The sequence below is a fragment of the Endothiovibrio diazotrophicus genome (assembly GCF_054657215.1).
Map to the genome: position 1 here is coordinate 1 of NZ_BAAHXB010000103.1, position 20159 is coordinate 20159.

Annotated in this window: 16 protein-coding genes; 11 read left to right on the forward strand and 5 right to left on the reverse strand. The window is 66.5% G+C overall.

What is annotated here, in order from left to right; genetic code table 11:
- Nucleotides 1–87: 87 nt before the first annotated feature.
- The gene (locus tag ACYQ2W_RS20045; protein WP_459871264.1) at nt 88–753 is read right to left on the reverse strand and encodes a histidine decarboxylase, pyruvoyl type; all 666 of its coding nucleotides are present in this window, start codon (nt 751–753) and stop codon (nt 88–90) included.
- An 80-nt stretch (nt 754–833) separates the two neighbouring features.
- Nucleotides 834–2126 carry a hypothetical protein gene (locus ACYQ2W_RS20050; RefSeq protein WP_459871267.1) on the reverse strand — a complete coding sequence of 431 codons (1293 nt, stop codon included), beginning with the start codon at nt 2124–2126 and terminating at the stop codon, nt 834–836.
- Nucleotides 2127–2475: 349 nt separating this feature from the next.
- On the opposite strand from ACYQ2W_RS20050, the gene ACYQ2W_RS20055 reads away from it, so the two are divergent.
- The 11 genes from ACYQ2W_RS20055 to ACYQ2W_RS20105 all read left to right on the forward strand — a co-directional run bounded on the left by ACYQ2W_RS20055 (nt 2476) and on the right by ACYQ2W_RS20105 (nt 17662).
- Nucleotides 2476–2805, forward strand: coding sequence for a UPF0175 family protein (locus ACYQ2W_RS20055; protein WP_459871269.1), 330 nt, complete (start codon nt 2476–2478; stop codon nt 2803–2805).
- Nucleotides 2798–3295, forward strand: coding sequence for a PIN domain-containing protein (locus tag ACYQ2W_RS20060; protein ID WP_459871272.1), 498 nt, complete (start codon nt 2798–2800; stop codon nt 3293–3295). The genes ACYQ2W_RS20055 and ACYQ2W_RS20060 overlap by 8 nt, the downstream gene beginning before the upstream one ends.
- Before the next feature lie 91 nt (nt 3296–3386).
- Nucleotides 3387–4553: a hypothetical protein gene (locus ACYQ2W_RS20065; protein WP_459871275.1), complete on the forward strand. Its 1167-nt coding sequence runs from the start codon at nt 3387–3389 to the stop codon at nt 4551–4553.
- Nucleotides 4554–4562: 9 nt separating this feature from the next.
- On the forward strand, nt 4563–5861 hold the full coding sequence (locus ACYQ2W_RS20070; protein WP_459871277.1) for an ATP-grasp domain-containing protein: 1299 nt from the start codon (nt 4563–4565) through the stop codon (nt 5859–5861).
- A gap of 76 nt (nt 5862–5937) precedes the next feature.
- The gene (locus tag ACYQ2W_RS20075; protein WP_459871280.1) at nt 5938–8238 is read left to right on the forward strand and encodes a P-loop NTPase; all 2301 of its coding nucleotides are present in this window, start codon (nt 5938–5940) and stop codon (nt 8236–8238) included.
- Nucleotides 8225–9688, forward strand: coding sequence for a hypothetical protein (locus tag ACYQ2W_RS20080; RefSeq protein WP_459871282.1), 1464 nt, complete (start codon nt 8225–8227; stop codon nt 9686–9688). The genes ACYQ2W_RS20075 and ACYQ2W_RS20080 overlap by 14 nt, the downstream gene beginning before the upstream one ends.
- 35 nt (nt 9689–9723) lie before the next feature.
- Complete coding sequence (locus tag ACYQ2W_RS20085) at nt 9724–12615, forward strand: pentapeptide repeat-containing protein (protein ID WP_459871285.1); 2892 nt, start codon at nt 9724–9726, stop codon at nt 12613–12615.
- An 82-nt stretch (nt 12616–12697) separates the two neighbouring features.
- Nucleotides 12698–13819, forward strand: coding sequence for a hypothetical protein (locus tag ACYQ2W_RS20090; RefSeq protein ID WP_459871287.1), 1122 nt, complete (start codon nt 12698–12700; stop codon nt 13817–13819).
- Nucleotides 13820–13828: 9 nt separating this feature from the next.
- The gene (locus ACYQ2W_RS20095) at nt 13829–14854 is read left to right on the forward strand and encodes a hypothetical protein (protein WP_459871290.1); all 1026 of its coding nucleotides are present in this window, start codon (nt 13829–13831) and stop codon (nt 14852–14854) included.
- 22 nt (nt 14855–14876) lie between these two features.
- Nucleotides 14877–16604 (forward strand): hypothetical protein, encoded by a 1728-nt coding sequence (locus ACYQ2W_RS20100; RefSeq protein WP_459871293.1) that lies wholly within the window; start codon nt 14877–14879, stop codon nt 16602–16604.
- Nucleotides 16589–17662, forward strand: a complete 1074-nt coding sequence (locus ACYQ2W_RS20105; protein ID WP_459871296.1) for a radical SAM protein — start codon at nt 16589–16591, stop codon at nt 17660–17662. The genes ACYQ2W_RS20100 and ACYQ2W_RS20105 overlap by 16 nt, the downstream gene beginning before the upstream one ends.
- Nucleotides 17663–17758: 96 nt before the next feature.
- On the opposite strand, the gene ACYQ2W_RS20110 is transcribed toward ACYQ2W_RS20105, so the two are convergent.
- The 3 genes from ACYQ2W_RS20110 to ACYQ2W_RS20120 form a co-directional block, all read right to left on the reverse strand.
- A complete protein-coding gene (locus tag ACYQ2W_RS20110) occupies nt 17759–18970 on the reverse strand; it encodes a hypothetical protein (protein ID WP_459871299.1) in 1212 nt (403 codons plus the stop codon).
- 83 nt (nt 18971–19053) lie between these two features.
- Complete coding sequence (locus ACYQ2W_RS20115; protein WP_459871302.1) at nt 19054–19671, reverse strand: hypothetical protein; 618 nt, start codon at nt 19669–19671, stop codon at nt 19054–19056.
- 37 nt (nt 19672–19708) lie between these two features.
- A partial coding sequence (locus ACYQ2W_RS20120; RefSeq protein WP_459871305.1) for a TetR family transcriptional regulator C-terminal domain-containing protein occupies nt 19709–20159 on the reverse strand: 451 nt, incomplete at its 5' end.

The following is a 20159-nucleotide window of genomic DNA, read 5'->3' on the forward strand; positions in this document are numbered from 1 at the left end:
CGGGTGGCGTGCGGGCAGCGATTATGCGCGAGCCTGGCAGCCTGCCGGACGATGGGGGATCGAGGCTTGTTGTAATGACGCAGCCGCTCATTCGCCGAACCCCATCGCCCGCTCCCACTGCGAGAGGGTCATATCGTAGAGGGCACCGAAACCGCCGGGTGGCACGGCGTCGCGGGCGAGGGTGAAGTAAGGGGCGACGGCCAGCGCGGTACCCACCTGGCCCGGCTCTATCAGGGTGTAGGCGTAGGTGAGATAACAGCGCTCGAAGCGGGTGCGCTGATTGCCGCCGCAGGCGACGATGGAGCGCACCACCGCCCGCCGGTGGCGGTCGAGGAACGCCTCCAGGGCGCGCGGGTCGTCGTTCTCCCGCCACAGCCCGGCGTCCTCCATGAACAGATCGACGGTGCGCTCGCGGTCGCGTGCGATGGAGAGCGCGATGAAGCACCAGACGCCGTAGGCCTGCCCCGGCTTCAACGAACTCCGGCGGGTGCCGTCGGCGGGGTGCCGCCGCCGCTTCGGTCGGTAGGCGGTGACCATGTTGATCTGCCCCAGGTGGGCGCCGCTCGCCTCGGCGCGGTCGTAGGCGACGATGCCGTCGAGCAGTGCGTCGCTCCCCTTCTCCACGGTGGCGGTGGCCGCCTTCAACAGGCAGACGTAGCCGTTGCCCTCGGCGCCCGGCGCGCCGTAGCCGTCGCAGTGGCGGCGGTAGGGGCTGATCGCCCGCCGGTCGATCTCCGCAGGGGGAGTCTTCATCACGGCCTCCCTGCCTTCACCATAGCGGATTCTGTGCGAGGTGGGCGCGTCCCGGGCGATCGCCGCCGGCCCGATCCCGGTCAGTTCGAAATCTTCGCCCGCACCGAGACCAGCAGCAGCGAGTCGTCGGGGCCTCCCGCCGAGGTGCCGGCCTGTTCGAGCGCCAGCCTGAGGGGCTTTCCGCCGAGTTCGGCGGTGAGCGGCGGCACCTGGAAGACGGTGATCCGGACCCCCTTCAGCGCCTCGACGATCAGCGGCCCGACCACCGCGTTGAGCGCCAGTTGCAGCCCCGCGAACAGCGGATAGAGGATGATCTTGGCGATATCGGAGATCGTCCCCATCGAGAAATCGAGGTCGGGCATCGGGATCTCGGTGGGGACCACCACCAGATGGCCGTTCTCCAGCGAGGGCTTGAGACCGACGCTGAGCGAGGCGGTCGCCGAGGGGCCGAAGGCGATCTCCGGGAACGGCCACGGCGGATGCGCGGTGAGCTGGGCGGAGGCGTTGATCGAAAAGGTGCCCGAAAGGCTGCCATCACGATGGATCGTGATCGGATCGGGCGCCAGGATCTGGGCGCGCACCTCCCCGCTGACGATCCCCCAGTGGAACCCGGCCGAGGGGCCGATCGGCAAGACCGCCGACGCCGCCGCGCGCAACAGGGCGGCGTCCACCCCGACGAAGACGCAGTCGGCGGGCCACGGGTGGGGCGGCGGGGGCTCCGGCTGGTTCGCGCCCAGCGCCGAATAGATGGCGACGTGGGGCGGCTGGACCCGCGGCAGCGGGAGACTGACCTGCGTCGCGCCGAATTTCAACAGCGGGATTTCGAGCGGCGTCAGCAGCGCGTCGTTGAAGTAGGCGAGCAGCGGGGGGATCAGCAGATTGTTGAGCGAGGTGGCCAGGAGCTCGTCGTCCGCAATCCCGATCTCCCCATGGATCGCCTTGATGATCAGCCGGTTGGCACCGTCCCGCGTATCGGTGCGCAGCGCCACCGAGAGCATCAGGGAGGCGGTGACGCTGGAAGCCTTGCCCCCCTCCCCGGCCGGATGCAGGGTGAGGACGAGGCTGGGAACGGTCAGTTCGAAGGTGGAAGCGACCACCGCCTCCACCAGCTGGGACTTCTCGGGGGCCGAAAGCGCGGAGATCCGCGGGGCCTCGCTCTCGTCGATCTCCTCCCGAATCGCCTCCCGGGTGCCCTCCGAGATCGTCAGGTTGACCTTGGGCGGGGCGTTGACGTCGAACTCCACCGCCGAGTAGACCACCTGATCCCCCTCCAGGGAGCCTTTGAACAGGGCCGGGTAGAGGGCGTGGTAGAGCTCCCCGATCAGGCGGTCCAGGGTCTGCTGGTCGGTACCGGCGACAAGGTTGTAGTTCATCTCTCGGCTCCTTGTGGATCGGGCCGTCGACGGACGGCGCGGTGGCGTGGGTTGGGCGGCGCCGCGAACGGCGTCGCGGCCACTTCCATGGTGGAGGAAAGGCGGGGAGGGGGATATACGACCAAAGTCCTAAGGAGGGGGACTCCATTTCCCGGCTACCGTTCAGTCATTCGGTGACCTGCGTAGACGGGGGGGGCTACGGCGGTCGAGCCCGCGGTCGGAGAGGATTTGCACCAACATCCTGTTTGTCACCCGAAGCGGTAAGCTCGAAAAGGTGGTCTACCCGCAGTGCCTGCTCCATCACGTCAAGTGCTATCATTTGATAGCACAATTATTCCGGGCGCTATCCATGAGCATCGATACCTTCACCATTCGCGATCTGCGCGAACGAACCGGCGAGTTGACCCGCGACGCCGAGGCCGGGCGGCTCTCCCTGGTCACCAAGCGCGGACGGCCGCTGTTCGTTGCCGTCCCCTTCACCGACGAGGTGCTCAAGGAAGGGGTCGGCTTCCCCCTGGCCATGCAGCTCTATCAGGAGGGTGTATTGACCTCCGTCCGCGCCGCCGGCCTCGCCGGCATGGGGCTGGCGGAGTTCCTGGAGGCGCTGAGCGAACTGGAGATCCCGGTGGCGGATTACTCCGCCGAAGAGCTGGCCGACGAGATCGCCGTCCTTGAGTAGAGAGGTGGTGGCCGACGCCGGGCCGCTGATCGCGTTGGCGAAGCTCGATCGGTTGGACCTGATGGAGGCGCTGTTCAACCGTGTCCTGGTGCCCGAGGCGGTGGCCGAAGAGTGCATCCGCGACGCCAGACGCCTGGACGCCCGCCGAATCCGGGGTGCGCTGGAGCGAGGGGGCCGGTTCGAGCGGATACCTTCGGTCGTTTCCCCCGGGCTGGGTTCCCTCTCCCGCCTGCTCGATCCCGGAGAGGCCCAGGTGCTGGCGATGGCCAGGGAGCAGGGCGTGTTGGCGCTGATCGACGAACAGAAGGGACGGCGCGAGGCGCGCAGGATGGGGATCGAAATCGTCGGCACCGGTGCATTGCTGGTCGCGGCCAAGCGACGGGGGATGGTGACCGAGGTTGCGCCGCTATTGGAGCAGATGGTTCAGGACGGTTACCGGTTGTCGACGCGTTTGTGCCAAGCGCTGTTGGAGCAGTGTGGCGAAAGGTGAAACGGTCGACGGTCAGCGGAAGTGGTTCTTCAATCCCGAATACTATCTCCTCTTGCGAAGCGCCCGGCATCGCCGGCTTGCAGGGGATCGCGTGGCTGAGAAAATGATGGAAGAGAGCGACAATCGCCGCGGAGTCGTCGGCAGCTTCGACGAGTGGAGCCCGCTGGAGGAGGTGATCGTCGGCACCGCCCTCGGGGCTTGCGTTCCGGAGCCGGACCCCTGGGTGCGCGCCTGCGTTTCGTCGCGCAATGTCCCCTGGCTGGAGCGCTTCGGCGGCACGCCCTTCCCTCGCGATATCCTGGAACCGGCGCAGCACGAACTGGATGGCTTGGCGGAGACGTTGCGGGCGTTGGGAATCGCCGTCCGCCGACCGGAGCCGCTCGATCACTGCCAGCTCCGGAGCACGCCCCACTTCGAGGGCCGCGGCCTCTACGCCGCCATGCCGCGCGATATCCTTTCGGTGCTCGGCGGCACCCTGCTGGAGGCCCCCATGGCTTGGCGTCAGCGCCATTTCGAGCACGAGGCCTACCGCCCCCTGGTCGAACGCTATGCCGCCGCCGGCGCCACCCGCCTGCGCGCGCCGCAGCCGCTCCGGCGCGACGACCTCTATCGTTCCCCGGGCGAGGAGGGGAGCGGCCCCTTCGTCACCACCGAGCGGGAGCCCTGCTTCGATGCCGCGGAGATCATCCGCTGCGGTCGCGACCTGTTCACCCAGCGCAGCCAGGTCACCAACCTCGCCGGCATCCGCTGGCTGCGCGACCACCTGCCCGCGGGGTTCCGGCTCCACCGCCTCTCCTTCGACGACCCCAACCCGATGCACATGGACTCCACCCTGATGCCGCTGCGCCCCGGACTGATGTTGGTCAATCCGTCGCGGCCATGCCATCAGCGCGACCTCTTGGAGCAGGCGGGATGGCGGCTGGTGGAGGCCCCCCCGCCCGCGCTCCCGACCGACTGGCCGCTGTTCCTCTCCAGCCCCTGGCTGAGCATGAACCTGCTGGTCATCGACCCCCGGCGGGTGGTGGTGGAGCGCGAGGAGCGGGCGACCATCCGGCAACTGCGCGCCCTCGGTTTCGAGACCATCGAACTCCCCTTCCGCCACGTCTATACCCTCGGCGGCGGCTTCCACTGTGCCACCTGCGACGTCCGCCGCCGCCGCGACCCGGCCGACGACATCGCCCGCTACCGCTTTCCGGGGTGCGGGGAGGCGGATGACGCAGTCCGCGCCGGCCGCAGCGCCGATCGGCCCTCGGCCTGAGCCGGGGCGATGGCCTGCCGCGAGACCCCCTTCGCCTGGCTCTTCGATCCGCGCTTCGACACGCTGATCCCCGGGTTCGTCGAATTCCTCCGGAGCCGCGGCCACCCCCGCCCCACGCCGCTCGTCGGACACCGCCTCTTCCCCGACGCCGTCCCGGGGGAAGAGGGGATCGACATCCTCCGCCAGCGCACCCCGCGGGAGCTCAACCGCGACTTCATGGCGGCATGGGGGCGGGGCGAGCTGCCGGCGCCCGGCCGGCCGGGCGGGCACGCCCCCCTGCCGGTGGCTGCCTTCACCCAGGACGGCCTCGCCGCCCGCGACGGACTCGCCCTTTTCGGCGCCCCTCCGCGCATCGTCGCCGCCCTCGCAGCCAAGACCACCCAGTTCCGCCGGATGCGCCGGGCCGGACTCCCGCTCCCGCCCCACGCGCTCTTTCCCCACCTGGCGGCGCTGCGCCGCGCCCTTCCCGCCCTGCTGCGGGAGCACGGCGCGCTGGTGATCCAGCCCGACCACTCCGACGGGGGCGAGGGGGCGGCGTTGGTCCGCACCCGCGAAGCGTTGGAGGCGTGGCACGAGCGCCGGGTCGCGGGCGAAGTGGGGGAGGGCGACTCGCCCCTGCTGGCGACCCGCTACATCCCCGATGCCGTCACCCTCTCCGGCCACGGCCTGATCACCCGGCAAGGCCGCGTCTTCCCCTTCGCCGTCGATCGCCTGCTGCTCGACGGCTTCCGTTTCGACGGCTTCGTCCACCCCCCTCACCCGACCGAAGGGCCCGAGGTGCCCGCGGGATACGCCGAGCCGTCGCTGTTCCGGCTCACCGCGCGTGCCGGCGAGCTCCTCCTGCGCGCGGGCTACTGGGGCTACTACTGCGTGGACCTGCTCACCCGGCCCGACCCCGCCACCGCCCGCAGCAGCACCGGCGGCGGGCCGCCCCTCCCGCTGATCACCGAGATCAACGTCCGCTTCGCCGGCGAGGCCGCCTTTCTCCTCCCCCTCCTCGATGCCAACCCCTTCCGGGTGCTGTGGGGCGACGTCCCGCCGCCGCCGCGGCCGGTACCCTGCGAGCGCCTGGCGGCGACCAAGATCCGCCCGGTGGTCGGCGAGACCTACCGGCCGACCGACGGTCACGGATCGCTGGAGGCCCTGCTGGCGGGGACGGTCGATTCCGCCCGGGTCGGTTTCCACCCCCGCCCGCTGCGGGTGGAACGGGGCCATTTTCTCGGGCTGGCGGGCTGGCGCTGTGGTTTACAGGAAACGGATAACTCAATAAACTCCCAGTATTATCAATCGCGAACAGCGACTTCCTAGCAAACAACACGAACAATGGAAAGGGAAGCTAACAGTCATGGAAGCGAACGGCAGTGATCGGAAGGAGCCGCGGGGAGTGGAGACACGGATCATCAACGTCCAGTCGGCCAAGGGGGGCGTCGGCAAGACCCTGCTCTCCCTGCTGCTGGCCAACCGGCTGCGGACGAAGGAGGAGACCTTCGCGGCGGTGGTGGTGGACCTCGACTTCACCGGGACCTCGGTCTCCGACCTGATCTACCCGCAGCAGTCGAAGGAGGGCAGCGCCCGGCTCCACGGCGTCCCCCTGCGCACCCTAACCGGAATCAGCTCCGGGAAACCGCGGCTGGTGACCCTCGCCGACCTCTATGGGGACTATCTGAACGGTCAGGAGCTCGAACACTCGCTGTCCGAACGGATTGGCCACAGAGGACTCTTTCGTAATCCCTGCAAGTCGAGTGGAAACGGCGATGATCGGCCGGTGCTGCACCTCGCCTCGGGGGCCAGCGATGGTCCGGGGCTCGTCCCCGACGCCGGGAGCAGAGCCTCCCCCTCCACCGCCGACCTGCTCTACGACCATAATCGCGCCCGCTGGCTGGTGGATTTCCTCTTCGAACTTTTCGATCGTTTCGCCGAACGGCTCGGTGCGTCCGATGTGGAACCGGTCAACCGGCAGGGGCGGTATCTCTACTTCATCCTCGACAATGCTCCCGGACAGTCGAGCCTGCAACTGCTGCTCCAGGAGAAGCTCCTGCGCTGGGGCCGTCATCGCGCCAAGTTCCTCCAGGTCGCCAGCCTGGATGAGATGGACATCCGCTCCAGCCTCGACGTGCTGGCTCACCTTCACCGTCGGGGGGAGATCATCCACCGTACCAAGGGGGCGATCGCCGACCGCGCCGATCCCTCGACCCTGTTTGCCTGCTACGGGCAACCGGCCGGTGACAGACCGGCCATCGATCACGACTATCTGCTGGAGTTGCTGAGTGATGATCCGGACAAGGCAGTGGAGATCGCGCGAAAGGAGTACGCGCTAGAGCAGCGGGTATGCCGTTATACCGCCCTGGTGCTCAATCGGGTATTCGAGACCGTCGATCGTGGCCGGGTGGATGCGCTGATCTTCGAACATGCGCAACAGGAGCAGGATGGCCGCACCCTCAAGGAGGCGAACGGTCTCCGCGATCTGGCCCGGCTCACCTTCCCCTACGATCCCGCCCTCGCGCTGATCTTCCAGGAGCGGTTCCGTGCCGTGGATGCGCCGGCCGATACCGGAGAGCCTCCCCCATCGAAGGCGGCCGAAGGAAAAGGTTGTGATCCTGCGGCGTGGCAGGAAACGCCTCGGGAGGAGGGGGATACTGCGGCGGTTGGTTCCCCCTACATGTACCGGTTGGCCGACCTCGAGCGGCGCCTGTATGACGGGGTCTACGGTCGCAGGACACGCCTCGACTTCAATACCCCCGCGCGCTTCATCGCCCGCGTCATCCCCTTCGAGGCGATCAGTCCGGTGTGGCGGGTGAGCCACTGCATCCTGCGCTTGCTGGAGCTTGCCCATCGCCTGTTGCTTGCCATCGATCCCGATCAACTCTTCCTGCCCGCCGAGGGCATCAAATTTCGCGCCGTCGTTTTACGGACGCTGATCGATCGCTGGGAGGAGGAGCTGCCTGACAGCAGTCAGCGCAATCTGTGGGAAGAGATCCAGGAGCCGCGTTTTGTCGCCGAATGCCTGTCGCAACAGGAGTTGGCCGGTGATCGCCCTGGTTTGACGTCCGCGGGAATCAGCGACTTTCGCCTGATTGTCGATGAGGCTGAGTCGTCCGGTCGCGATACGCCGATGTGCCAGGCGCTGATGGACCTCTTCCCACTCTATGGGCTTCGTGTCGCGTTTTTCGGTGCGCTCGACAAAAACGGCCAATTGACGGATGGAACTCAGGAGCCTTTCCGTCAACTCCTGCTCCTTGCCCTCGAAATCATCGAAGCGGTGCAAGGTGGCACCTCCGCTGAAAGATTGTGCACCACCCTGGAGAGACGATTTCCGCAAGGGCGTGGCGAAGAGGTCCACCGGTTTCATTTGGAGCTGGCGGATGTGGTGGAAGAGCTACGCCTCTTCGACCGTTCGGTTGCCACGGCGGAGGCGGCGGGGAGCTTACTGCTGGAGGTCTCCTCCACGCGAATCGATGGTATCCGGCCGTTGACGCCACTCGCCCAGCTCTATCTGCAGACCTCGATCACCGCGCTGTTCCAGGGGCGGCGCGGCGATGCGCGACAGGTCCGCATCGAGGTGAGGAACCTGCTGGCGGGACACCACGCCTCCGCGCCGCCGGATCTGGCCGGTAGCCTGGAGCAGCGGTTGGGGGGAGTGCTCTCCGAACTCTTCTCCCGCGGGTCGTGTCATGGCGATCATTGAGTTTCAGGAGGATATCGACGCCCTGGGGGGGCTCTGGCCCGGTGGCCGCGCCCCGCGGCTCTTTCCCATGGACCCCGCCCGCTACCAGCGGCTGTTTCGCGACGGCCTGCCGGATCGCAACTACCGCTCCCTGGAGAAGCTGCGCAAGCGTCTGCCACGGGATGCCTTCGGTGCGGTCTTCGCCAGCCTCGATCACCTGCTGCGCTACAGCGCCTCGCTCTTCCCCGGTTTTCGCAACCTCTACGGCGAGTTCGTCAACGAGGAGTGGCTCGCCCTGGTGGACTACCACAAGGCGTTTCATCGCGACCATGTGGTCCACCAGCCCCAGGTGGCCCTGGTGGTGCGGCGGCTCCTCGGCGAGATCCGTTTCGACTGTGACCGCCACCCCCTGGCCATCGCCTTCACCGAGGCGCCATGGACCCCCTATCCACCGGACGAACGGCGGGTCACCTTGCACCAGTTGGCCGCCTATACCCTCGCCAAGGGGGAGGCGGCCACCACCTATCTCGACGACTACGCCCGCGAGCTGGGGGTCGATCCGCGCTGGCTGGAGCCCGAAACCGACGCCTGCTACTGGTTCTGGTACGGGGTGATCTACAACGCCGCGGTGACCGCCGCCCTCTTCCACGACATCGGCTATCCGCTGCAGTTCCTCCACCAGGTCACCCACAAGGTGCGCGACGGCCGCTTCGCCGACCTGATCCAGGGGGGTGACGTAAGGCGGATCGACGAGCTCTTCGACGACCCCCTCTGCCTGATGCCCTTCCGCGGTTACCGCTCCAGCCGCCGCATCGCCCTCTCCCACACCGTCGCCCCCGAGGTGGTGCAGGTCATGGGGCGGGCGCTACGCGGCTCCCACGGCCTCCCCGGGGCGCTCACCTTCCTCCACCTCAACCACGAGGTGATGGATCTGCGCGAGCCCCGGCGCAACGCCCGCGGGCGGCTCACCATGGAACTGGCGGCCCTGGCCATCGTCATGCACGACATGGAGCCGATATTCCGCCACGGGGGAGAGGCGCGGATTAGGCCCGCCTGGCCCGGCCAACCGCTCACGCCCCGCTACCCCCACCTGCGGGTCGCCTTCCACCGCGACCCGGTCTCCTTCGTCGTCGCCCTTGCCGACCAGATCCAGAACTTCGGGCGGTTCCATGCCCGCTTCACCCACGAAGAGGTGGAGAAGACCGACGCCGAAACCAAGACCCAAACCAAGGTCATACTTCCGGTCCTCAACCTCGAACACCAAGTGAAGAGGAGTCGCCTGGAGTACGACCCGGAGGGGCGCGAAATGACCATCACCTCCCTCTACGACAGGAAAAACCTCGGAACCATGCTGCAGCAACTCCATGTTTGGGGCCCTGGCGAGGAGGTGAACGGCTTCCACCCCCACGTCGGTTTCCTCGACTACCGCGGGCTCTTCGACCGCATCACCTTACGGGCCGATACCCTATGAACACCGATACTCAACCCTCGGCCGGAATACCCTCCATGGAGATCATTGGGAGCCTGTTGGAGGGCTCGGGCGGGTGGTGTTGCGAGTGGGAGCCGCGGGACGGGTTGCCCGGTCTCCTGGCCGAACGGGAGGATCCGGCCACCGGCAGCACCCGGCTGCGGATCGTCCCCTTAGAAGACTCGAATATTGAACAAGTATTGCGCTGGTCCACCGACGCACCCGCCACCACCCATCTGGTGTTGCTCGTGGAAGAAACGCCGGAGGATGGGCTCATCGGGCGCCTCATCGAGGAGGCGCGCCGTTCCGGTCGCAACATCCTGACCCAGCCGCGGTCCGGATACGGCGCCAAACTGGCCGGGCTCCCGCGTATCCGCAAACACTACCTTCGCCTGGAGGGGGGATACCTTGAGAGTGAGGGGGAGGACTTCCTCTACATCGATCCGCTGGTGGTCGATGAGGGGGAAAAACGTACCTCCCGGCTCTTCGACTGGACCGACGGTTTCGAGCGTCCCAAAGGGAAGGATTCGGGGGGGATCGTCTTTATCGCGTCGGATTACGGCGAGGGCAAGACCAGCTTCTGCCTCAACTACGCCTTTCGCTCCCTGAAACGCGAGGAGTCGGCGACGGGGATTCCACTGTTCTTCCCGCTCAGCGAGTGCGACGCGGGAACCTTGAAGGATTTCCTGGTCGGTCGCCTCCACCAGGACTATGGGCTCAACCTCACCTTCGAGGCGTTCGTGTGGCTCTGCCGGTTGGGGGTCTACATCCCGGTACTGGACGCCTTCGACCAGATGAGCCATGGCGCCGGCGGGTTGCGGGTGGAGCGGGACCGGCAGACCCTGACCGAGCTGACCTCCCCCGGAAATCACCTCTACTGCACCTGTCGCACCGACTTCTTCAACCGCTATCTCAAGGCGCGAATCCCCCATCGCCTGCTGCTGATCCGGGGCTTCGGTGACTTTGAGCTGAAGCGGCGACTGAAGAAGCTTCCGAAACTGCTCGCCTCCCTCACCGATCCCGTCCACCGGCCACTGCTTGGGACACTTCCCTACAAGCCGTTGACCCTCCAGATCATCATCGGTCACCGGAAACGATTCCTGGAACTGCTGGAAAAGCGGCGTTCGGCGACGGGAGGGCCCGGTGCCCAGGCCGCTCCCTTGGGGGAGTACGACCTTTTCGAACTCCTCTTCCGGGCTTGGCTCAACGAAGCCCACCCCGGACTACGCGATGACGATCCCATTGCGCTATGCCGCTCGATCGCCGCCCACGCCCGCCTCGACGGCATGAATGTCGCCGTCTCCTTGGGGCTGTTGGTGGAGGAGGGGGTGTTGGCCGGGCGGTTCGCTTCCGGCGAGCGGCGAGAGGCTTTGCTGGGGGCCTTGAGGAGGCTCCCGCTACTCGATCGAACCAAGTTGGATGCCGAAGCCCCTCGGGCGGTGTTTCGTTTCAACGCCTATCTGGAGTACCTGGTGGCGCGTTTCGTCCTGGCGGAGCTCGATTCGCCAACGATGCTCAACCATCGGGCCTTCATCCGGGTAGCCCCCCTCACCCCGGAGAGCCGGGCCATGGTGGCGAGCCGGCTGGGCGAGGTGCAGGGGGAGGCGCTGCGCGAACTGATCGACGCCACCCGCCTGCGCCACTTCAAGGAGGTGGAGTACCAGGGGGGTAACGCCCTCACCCTCATCCTCGACCACCTCCAGCACCATGCGCCCGGCGATGACGAGCGGCGCCGGTGGCGGGAGCTGCTCACCGGCCTCCCGCTCCGCCATGCGGTGTTGCGCGCCCTCGACGCCCGCGGCGCCGACCTCTCCGGCCTCGACCTCTCCCACTGCGACCTGGAGGATGCCGACCTCTCCTACGCCACCCTGCGCAACGTCAACCTCGCCCACGCCCGCCTCGATGGCCTCCATGTTCGCGAGCCGGGGGCGCTGCTCACCACCGCCTTCATCCGCCAAGAGGGGGCGGGGGGCCGCTGGCTGCTGGCGGGGGGGGTCGAGAGCGGGATGCTCACCCTCTGGCGTTCCGAGAGCCCCTACCCTCGGCGCAGTCGGCCCCACCGCGAGGCGATTACCGCCTTGGAGCTACGCCCCGCCGGTTCCGCCGGCCCTGCCCTCTACAGCGCCTCCCTCGACGGCGCACTCTGCTCCAGTACCACGGACGACCTCCACGACCTGCGCAGCTACCCCCTGGCCATGGGTAGCTTGCGCGCCCTGGCGGTCACCCCCGACGGGGAGTTGCTGGCGGTGGCGGGGGATCGGGAGTTCGTGCAGATCCGGCGGGCCGACGACGGTGGTGAATTGCATCGTATCCCCTTCAAACGCCCCTCGGGTGCTCTGGTGGCCCATCTGGCCCTCACCTCGGAGGGGTTGATCGCGGGGGATACCCTGGGCGGCCTCTACCGCTGCACAGAGTGGCGAGAGGAGGGCGGCACCTTCTCATCTTGGGGGGAGTCGCTGAAGGAAGAGATCCGTACCCTGCTCCCGCTGCCTACCGGCGATCTCCTGGTGCTCCTCGTCTCCGGTCGGGTGGCACGTTTGGATGCGCAGGGCGAGATCCTCTCTCACGATCAATTGGAGGGAGGGGCACGCGCCATCGCCTTTGCGGCGGAAGCAAATCAGCTCCTGTGGTTGGAGGGTCAACGGCTGTGGTGCCAGCCGTGGAGCGGCGACATCCCCGGTGCGCGTATCCCCTTCGCCCAACTCCCCTACGAGGAGAAGAGGCCGATCCTTGCCGGTTCGCCGGATGGCCGTAATGTCGCCGTGGGAGGAGAGCGACTGACCGTATGGGGGCTCGGTGCGGAGGGGGTCGAGGTCCAGCGCGAGGAGTCCATGCGCATGGACTGCGCCGGCCTGATCCTCGATCGTGTTACCGGCCTCGATCGCGAGACCATCGACTTCTTGAAGGCGCGCGGCGCGGTCGTATCTTGAAGGGGTGGGCGCGCGGGATCGCTTCCCACGGTACAATTGCACACCTACCGATTCACCGAACGCATTGGGCGCCGATACCACCATGAGCAGAGCCGAAAAGAACCTCATCTTCTGGCGGAGCCTGGTGGGGTTGAGTCCGGAGTTCCCCACCCTGCCCCCCATCCCGGAGCGGGAGCTCCCCTCATTGACGGTGTTCGACCCCGGCAAGATGGAGGCGGTCCGCGCCAGCCTGGGGAGCCACCAGCTCACCCAGGTGGTGGTGGAGCCGGGCTGGGGGGGCACCACCCTCTTTCGCTACCTGCTGCGGGAGTCGCGGGAGCGGGCCATGGAGCGGCTGCTGCTGCCGGTCTCCCTGGATCTGGAGAGCCTCTTCACCAAGGAGCCGATCACCCTCGACGGGCTGGAGGAGGAGATCAAGCGCCAGCTCGTCGGCCTGCTGGTGGACAACCCGTGGGAGCAGTCCCTCAACCGCGACTACTACTTCGAGTGCATCAACTTCGACCACGCCACGGAGCTGGCCAGCTACAAGGCGCGGATGCGCCTCTTCCTCTTCGACCGCCCGCCCGCGATGCGGCGGGTGCTGGCCCAGTTCCCCTGGCTCAAGGGGGCGCTGGCCGACCTTCTCAACTACCTGCTGCGCAACTTCCGCATCCAGACCAGCCTCCACTTCCACTTTCCGCGGGAGGTGGAGCCCCAGCGGCTGCGCGATCTGGTGCGCTCGCTGAAGGTCCTCCACGAGTCCGCAGGCCACCAGGGGGGGGTGGAGTACGCCGCCCTGCGCGAGGTCTACGTCTGCACCCCGCTCCAGCGGGCAGAGATCGAGCGGGATTTCCAGCGCCCCTTCAATGTTGTTCGCTACCCCCGTTACACCCCCGCCCAGATCTACGCCATGCTCCTCAAGCGCTACCCCCCCCATGTGCCCGGCTTCCAAGGGCGTAATCAGATGAGTATGGATGCGGTCTTCTCCGAGCGCTTCGTCCAGGAGGCGTGGCGCGATGCGGAGGATCTCGCGCAGGTGCTGGAGCGGACCCGCGCCGGAATGTTGAATTATTTGGATTGTCCCGAGGAGGCGGTCCCTTTCCTGCTGGAACCTCGTTCCGCCGCGATTCGTACACCGGACGATACGGTTCCCTCGGAGAAGCCTGCCGCCCCCCCGGAACCACCGGTTCGCAAGCGCTTCGAGCGCAAACGCACAAAAGGGTGAGAAGACGTCATGACCATCACCACCCAAGAGATCAAGCGGGTCGCTACCCAGCTCTTCGCCAGCAGCCGCGCCTATGTGACCCCCTTCTACAACCGAACCGTCTCCAAGCAGGAGATCGCCCGCCTCTTCGCCGACGCCGACGGGTTGCGCGGCGGGGTAGTCCTCATCTCCGCCCCCATGGGCACCGGCAAGACCTTCTTCATCGACCAGGTGGCCGCTGACTTGGGGATCGGGGCCAAGGCCAAGCCGCTACTGGCCGGGGAGGTGGATGAGCGGGCGCTGGAGCAGGCCCGAGGCGAGGTGCTGTTCATCGACGAGGCGGACATCAAGACCAACTGGAGCGATCTGGATCGAGGCCTCGGTGCCGTCGGCCGTCATCTGGAGGAGAGCGGCCGGATCGGCCTCATCCTGGGGGACTACACCCTGCGTAACCCCGACCTCCAGCGCCACTTCCCTCACCACCAGTTCCTCACCAGCTTCGAGCCCCTGGATCGTCCCTTCCTTCAGGGAGTGCTGCGCCAACGCATCGAGGAGTACCTGACGAAGCGCCCCGAGGAGATCATCGCCCCCGAGCTCTACGACCTCCTGGTGCCGGAGGGGTGCGCCCCCATCAACAGCTTCCGTACCGTGCTCGCCTTTCTGGAGCGGCTGGTCCGCTCCCTCCCCGGTACCCGCCAACCCTGTTGGCTCACTCCCGAATTAGCGGTGGGGTTCGTGCAGCAGGAGTTCGATCCGCTGATCGAGACCGACCGCCAGGAGGCGTTCCTCAACCTGCTGCTCGACCACTTGGCGGAGAACCACCCCCGTGGGGTCAATCTGGAGGAGGGGTTCGACCGCGCCGAACTGCTCCTGCTGGGGAAACGGGCCGGCTACCGCGAGTGGGAGGATTTCCAGGACGAGATCATCGACCCCTTCGGCGAGCAGGGGCTGCTCCTCTCCCGCGGGGTCCCGGGGTTGGATGAGACGGGGCGCTTCGCCCGCTGGATCGGTCCCTACTACCCCTCCCTCCCCTTGATGCTGCTGGCGGAAGGGTAACCTCTTGTTTGGGTCGTCTGGAGTGAGTATCGGTGAGGCGTGGCGGGAGCATCTGCTCTTCGCGCTGCTCACCGATGCGGAGGAGGTGTTGGATCGGATCTTCAAAGGAAATGCCATGGAGATCCTACTCAAAGAGCCACGGTTGCGTGACGAAGGGGTATCGCGAGAGAGCCTCTTGCTGCTGGTGGAGGAGTTGGGCGGGCTGCGACCGCGCAGCCGGTTGTGGGAACTGGTCAGCTCCCTGCCGCTGCTGGAGGAGCATGGAGGGCGCTACCGTCTGCGCGAGACCATTCGCTTGGCCGATCTTCCCGCCGCCGGTCGGAAGCTTCCGCGCGCGTTGCGAGACCAGGACTGGAGGGTGACGGACTTGGATGCCCTCTTTTTTCCTGAGCCTTGTGCCTCTTGGTCGGTTCGTTTCATTGCTCGCGCGGTATCAAATGGATATGAATGGTTCCTCTGGACCGCCCATCTTACGGAGGGACCCGACAGTGATGTGGATGCGATGCCCGCCTTTTGGCAATGCGGCAAAGAGGGCGACACCCCCCTGGGTTACCTGCGTGCCGTCACCAGCCTCGGCGATACCCTCGGTTCCCTCGCCGACAGCCACTTCCACCCCTGCCCCCTGACGACCGTGGCGGGCGACCACCGCGCGGCCCTCGACAACCTGGGGCGGATGCTCCTGGACTACCGCCGCAACTCCGAGCAAGAGGCGGAGTGGGACGCAGCGGTCCACGCCTGGAACCACGGCGGCTTCTGGCCCTTCGAGGACCAGCCCGAGGCGGACTACCCCACGGTGGACGCCACCTGGGACGCGGTGCTCGCCCTCGGTTCCCTCCACGACCAATACGACGACCTGACCGCCCGCTACGGCGCCTTCGATACGGGGCGGGAGGCGATCGGCGCGGCGCTGGCGGGAGGGATCCGCTTCCTGCTGCGGATGCAGCTCCCCGCCGGTGGTTGGGGGATCTATCGCTATCCCGGCGACCGGGTGGCGGTCCCCCCGTACGAGTTCACCACCGCCCAGACCCTGCTGGCCCTCGCCCTCTCCCTGCCCAGTCCGCTCCTCGATGGCGGAGAGGGGGAGACGGGGGGCGACCGATTGCGCGGCGAGGTGGAGGCCGCCCTGCGCCGCGGCTGGGCCTTCCTCCAGGAGCGCTCGGTGCGCTTCGAGGGGCGCAGCGCCTGGCTCCCCTATCTCGACGACCACCTCGCCGGTTACGGCCCCGAGGAGGTTCTGCGTGCCACCGTCTGGTGCGGCACCGGCCTGCTCGCCCTCTATCGTGCCCTGCCCGACCTGCGCGCCGGGATCGCCCCCTATCTCGACGACCTGATCGCCCTGGCCGAGGCCCACTGGCGCCCCGACTACCGCCGCATCGCCGAGGTGGAGTTCCGCGTGCCGCGCCGCGAGCGACTCCACGACAGCTACGGCAAGTGGTCCAACCGCTACGACGTCACCGTGGCGATCCTGCTGCTGGACCTCTTCAATCAGGGGCGCGACGAACTCGCCGACGGCGCGCCCCTCCCCTGGGCAGAGCCCGGCGACGCGCTGTGGGGCCGACTGGAGCGGACCATCGGCGAGATCCTGCGCGAACAGCACCCGGAGCACGGTCACTGGCACGAGCCGGTGGCGGACATGCCGCTGGCCGCCGCCACCGCCATGGCGATCCAGGCGTTGCAGCTCTACCTCACCGCCTCGCGCCACCTCGCCGCGCCGCCGGCCCGTCCCGCCGCGCCATGTCCTACCGGCTGAAGCTCGAACTGCTCGCCCGCGGCATCTTTCCCACCGACGCCGCCCTCGGCGCCCTGCCCGCCTCGCGGCGGGGCGCGCCGGCGGTGCGCGACTACCCCACCACCAGCGGCCTGGTGCTGCGCCTGCCCGGCGACCACTACGCCAACGCCCGGCTGCGCCCCGACAGCCCCCACCACCTGCCCCTCGACCATGACGGCGAACGCTTCTTCATCCCCTTCGCCGACGAGCACCACCCGGTGGCGGTGGCACCAGCACCGGCCTACGCCCTGGAGGGGCATCGCCTGAGCAGCGGCAAGTCGATCCGCATGGTGGCGATGACCCACGCCGACCGGGTGCGCCTCACCCCGATCCACGGCTGCGCCTTCCACTGCCAGTTCTGCAACTACCCCGATCTGGCCTACCGCCGCAACACCCCTGACGAGCTGGCCGAGGCGCTGGAGGTGGCACTCGCCGACCGCATCCTGCCCCACCCCCACGTCCTGGTGAGTGGTGGCACTGCCCGCCCGGCCAAGCCGGACTACGCCTACCTCAACGAGGTCTACGCCGAACTCCCGCGGCGCTTCTCCCAGCTCGCCTGGGACCTGATGCTCGCCCCGCGCGGCCTCCATCCTGGAAACCCCACCCGGCGCACCTACGGCAACTTCGCCGAACGGCTCAAGGGGTGGGGCTACGATGCCCTTTCGGTCAACCTGGAGCTGAGCGGCGAGGAGGCGCGCCGGCGGCACATCCCGGAGAAGGCGGAGATCGGCCGCGAGGGCTACCTGCTGTTCATGGAGCAGGCGGTAGAGCGCTTCGGCGCGGGCAAGGTGCGCTCGGTGCTGCTGGTGGGGCTGGAGCCGGAAGAGGAGACCCTCAAGGCGGTGGACGAACTGGCCCGGCGCGGCGTGCTGGTGGAGCTGAGCCCTTTCGTCGCCGCGCCGGGCATCTTCCTCGCCCGCCACCCCGAGCCCACGGTGGAGGCGATGATGTCGATCCACCGGCGCGCCATGGAGCTGGCCGACCGGCTCGGCACGCCGATGCATCCCCACTGCGTGCCGTGCAGCCACAATGTCCTCTGACCAACCGGCCGTCCCCTCCCGCTCCGATCGGTCGTCTGGGAAGCTTGCCGCCGATGCCGAAGCGGCTGCATGCCGCGCAGCGTTTCGAGCAATGCTCTACCCGTTGCGGGGGAGCAACTCGAAACCGTGATCGACGAATCCGTATAAACACAATTCCTGACTTGGGCGCATTGCCGAGCCTTTGCGCCAAGGGGCGGAATAGCATTCAGGGGTCCGTTCCACCTGACAGGCATCCAAATGGGCAAACGGGCACTCCGCCGGATTGTGTTCTGGCGCCACCAGTGAAAACAGGCGGTGAAAGGCGGCGACCATGAACAATACGCCATGGGAGCGATTGGGGTCTGTACAGAGGCGGGAGATCGCTTCACCGGTGCTGAAAACCGGCATGTGGAAGTGTTCCAGGAAATATTCGTTGCTTGGATCCCGTAGGGGAAACAGCGCAAAAACGTGGGGACGTTGCCGACGCAGACGAATTGCGGCGTCCATGACGTCCAGCAGACTGTAAACCGCCGCGTCGAAGTGGTCGCTCTCTTCCTGCGGCCGGCGTTTCTTCAGGCGTTCGGTGACATGGCTGAAGACGTCGGCGCGTATCTGTTCTACTTCCTCGAACTCGAACTGCGCCACAAGCAGCGTGTAAAGGTTCTCCAGTTCCTCCACGCCCGGTGCTTCCGGCCATTGTTGTCCGGCGAGGCGCGCGCCATGGAAGAAGACATGGTTGGGTGTCGGGTGGTTCAGTGCATATTCACATAGGGCATACGTCACCCACCACACGGCTTCTGAATCGCCCCATCCGGTCAACTCCCGGACGGCCTCCGCGCCGGCGGCGTAGATGAAGAGTTGCGGGTCGGCGGAGGCGCGGGCCTTGGCGTAGACATCGGGGTTGAAGCCGTACCACTGCTCCAAGGCCATCGCCATCGATTCCTGTAACGTTACGATATCGAAAAATATCAAGCGCCGGTCGCCGTTCGGCAAGACCTTGCAGTAGGCGCCCTGGTGGCGGTCATCCGGCATCTCTACCCAACGCGGCCCCTCTTCTCCTTCACCTTCAAATCCATCGGCGGGCACGTCGATCGAGGGATAAGGCTGAAATATCGCCAGTTTGTCTTGGTTTTGCGCGTGTTCCCGCTGCAGTCCGGCAATCTCATCCGCATTCAGCTCGGCGGCCTCGCGGGCGCTACGCAGCTTGGCGAGGAAGGACAAGGATTGCCACATCGCCATAAAGCGATAAATGCCGAAAAAGCCGGTGACCGCTTGCAGGTAATGCACGTTTTCGTGAATCAGTGCCGCCTTGTGCAGGTCTGACTCCATCTCCGCTACGCGGGATGGCAGACCCGCCAGCAAGGTCAAGGGCTGAAACCATGCCGGCGAGGTACCGTGCTTGAGATGTGGACTCAGAAAATGATTTGCCATGTGCCATCGTCCTCTTTGGCCACGCCCAAGCTGAGCAGCTCTCTTAGAATCCCCGCGAATTCATGTTCGGTTAAGCAGCATCCATTTTTATGAAAACGGCATCCCGTCACCGGGCAGTTCTTCTGTAGTTTATGATGTTTTTTCCACGCTTCTTCCGCGCTGCAAGGCAGTGCGGCGAAACCGCTATGACCGGTATAGTTCGCCATTGTCAGAGCGGAATAACCGCAGTAATGACCTTCATGCTCTTTCAATTTGACAAACGCATTGTTCAAGTCACGCAACGCGTTGCCTATGCCCAAACCGAGCAATGCCTGACTCAAGGCGTCGCCTTGGAGATGATAAACCCCGGCGGCGGACAGCAGCGCCTGAAGCGCGCCCCAGAAGAATAACGGAACTTTGAGTACCACCTTGGTGTGTGGCAACAGTATGCCCAAGGCGCCGGGCGGCGGAAGCAAGCGGTATTCCACTGCTTGCGTCTCAGGGATATTCCTGCACAGCCAGTCAATCCATTCATTTGGCAATGGCGTATTGTGCTGATCGGCACGTTGACTCAAGTCACCGAGGGTTTTGATCTCAAGTTGGATGATTTTATTGTTCATGTGGAACGGGCTGTGACGGTTAGATCTTTCCGCGTCCCTAAACGGGGTGAAGACCCCGCCAGGTACAATCGACGAGTTCGTCGTAACGGTCCATCAGTGGCCCCTCGATCACGCCGTCCAGGCGCAGATGGATCATCCGGATGGCCCCGCCAAATACGCTCGAGGTGACGACCCAGGGATCCCCGCGCCGTATCTCCCCGCACTCCATACCTCGGCGCACGATATCGCGCAGGGCGACAAACGGGGCGGAATCCCACAGCGGCGGTTCGTCCGGCAGGAACTCCCGATGCCGGGCGTGCAGCATGTAGGCGATGATGTTGCGCCGGCTCTCGGTGTATTCGAAGAGCAGTTGGATGATCCGGTTGCAGCGCTCGCGCTGGCTCGCCGGCTCGGCCAGCACCTCCTGCACCATTTCTTCGAATTCGTGGATCAGGTGGTGGTAGAGGGCCTTGGCGATGCCCTCCTTGCCGCCGAAGTGGTTGTAGATG

Bases quoted from the DNA above. Each gene is read 5' to 3' on its own strand.
- ACYQ2W_RS20045 (WP_459871264.1), bottom strand. From the start codon at position 753: ATGAAGACTCCCCCTGCGGAGATCGACCGGCGGGCGATCAGCCCCTAC.
- ACYQ2W_RS20050 (WP_459871267.1), bottom strand. From the start codon at position 2,126: ATGAACTACAACCTTGTCGCCGGTACCGACCAGCAGACCCTGGACCGC.
- ACYQ2W_RS20055 (WP_459871269.1), top strand. From the start codon at position 2,476: ATGAGCATCGATACCTTCACCATTCGCGATCTGCGCGAACGAACCGGC.
- ACYQ2W_RS20070 (WP_459871277.1), top strand. From the start codon at position 4,563: ATGGCCTGCCGCGAGACCCCCTTCGCCTGGCTCTTCGATCCGCGCTTC.
- ACYQ2W_RS20080 (WP_459871282.1), top strand. From the start codon at position 8,225: ATGGCGATCATTGAGTTTCAGGAGGATATCGACGCCCTGGGGGGGCTC.
- ACYQ2W_RS20085 (WP_459871285.1), top strand. From the start codon at position 9,724: ATGGAGATCATTGGGAGCCTGTTGGAGGGCTCGGGCGGGTGGTGTTGC.
- ACYQ2W_RS20090 (WP_459871287.1), top strand. From the start codon at position 12,698: ATGAGCAGAGCCGAAAAGAACCTCATCTTCTGGCGGAGCCTGGTGGGG.
- ACYQ2W_RS20095 (WP_459871290.1), top strand. From the start codon at position 13,829: ATGACCATCACCACCCAAGAGATCAAGCGGGTCGCTACCCAGCTCTTC.
- ACYQ2W_RS20105 (WP_459871296.1), top strand. From the start codon at position 16,589: ATGTCCTACCGGCTGAAGCTCGAACTGCTCGCCCGCGGCATCTTTCCC.
- ACYQ2W_RS20110 (WP_459871299.1), bottom strand. From the start codon at position 18,970: ATGGAGTCAGACCTGCACAAGGCGGCACTGATTCACGAAAACGTGCAT.
- ACYQ2W_RS20115 (WP_459871302.1), bottom strand. From the start codon at position 19,671: ATGAACAATAAAATCATCCAACTTGAGATCAAAACCCTCGGTGACTTG.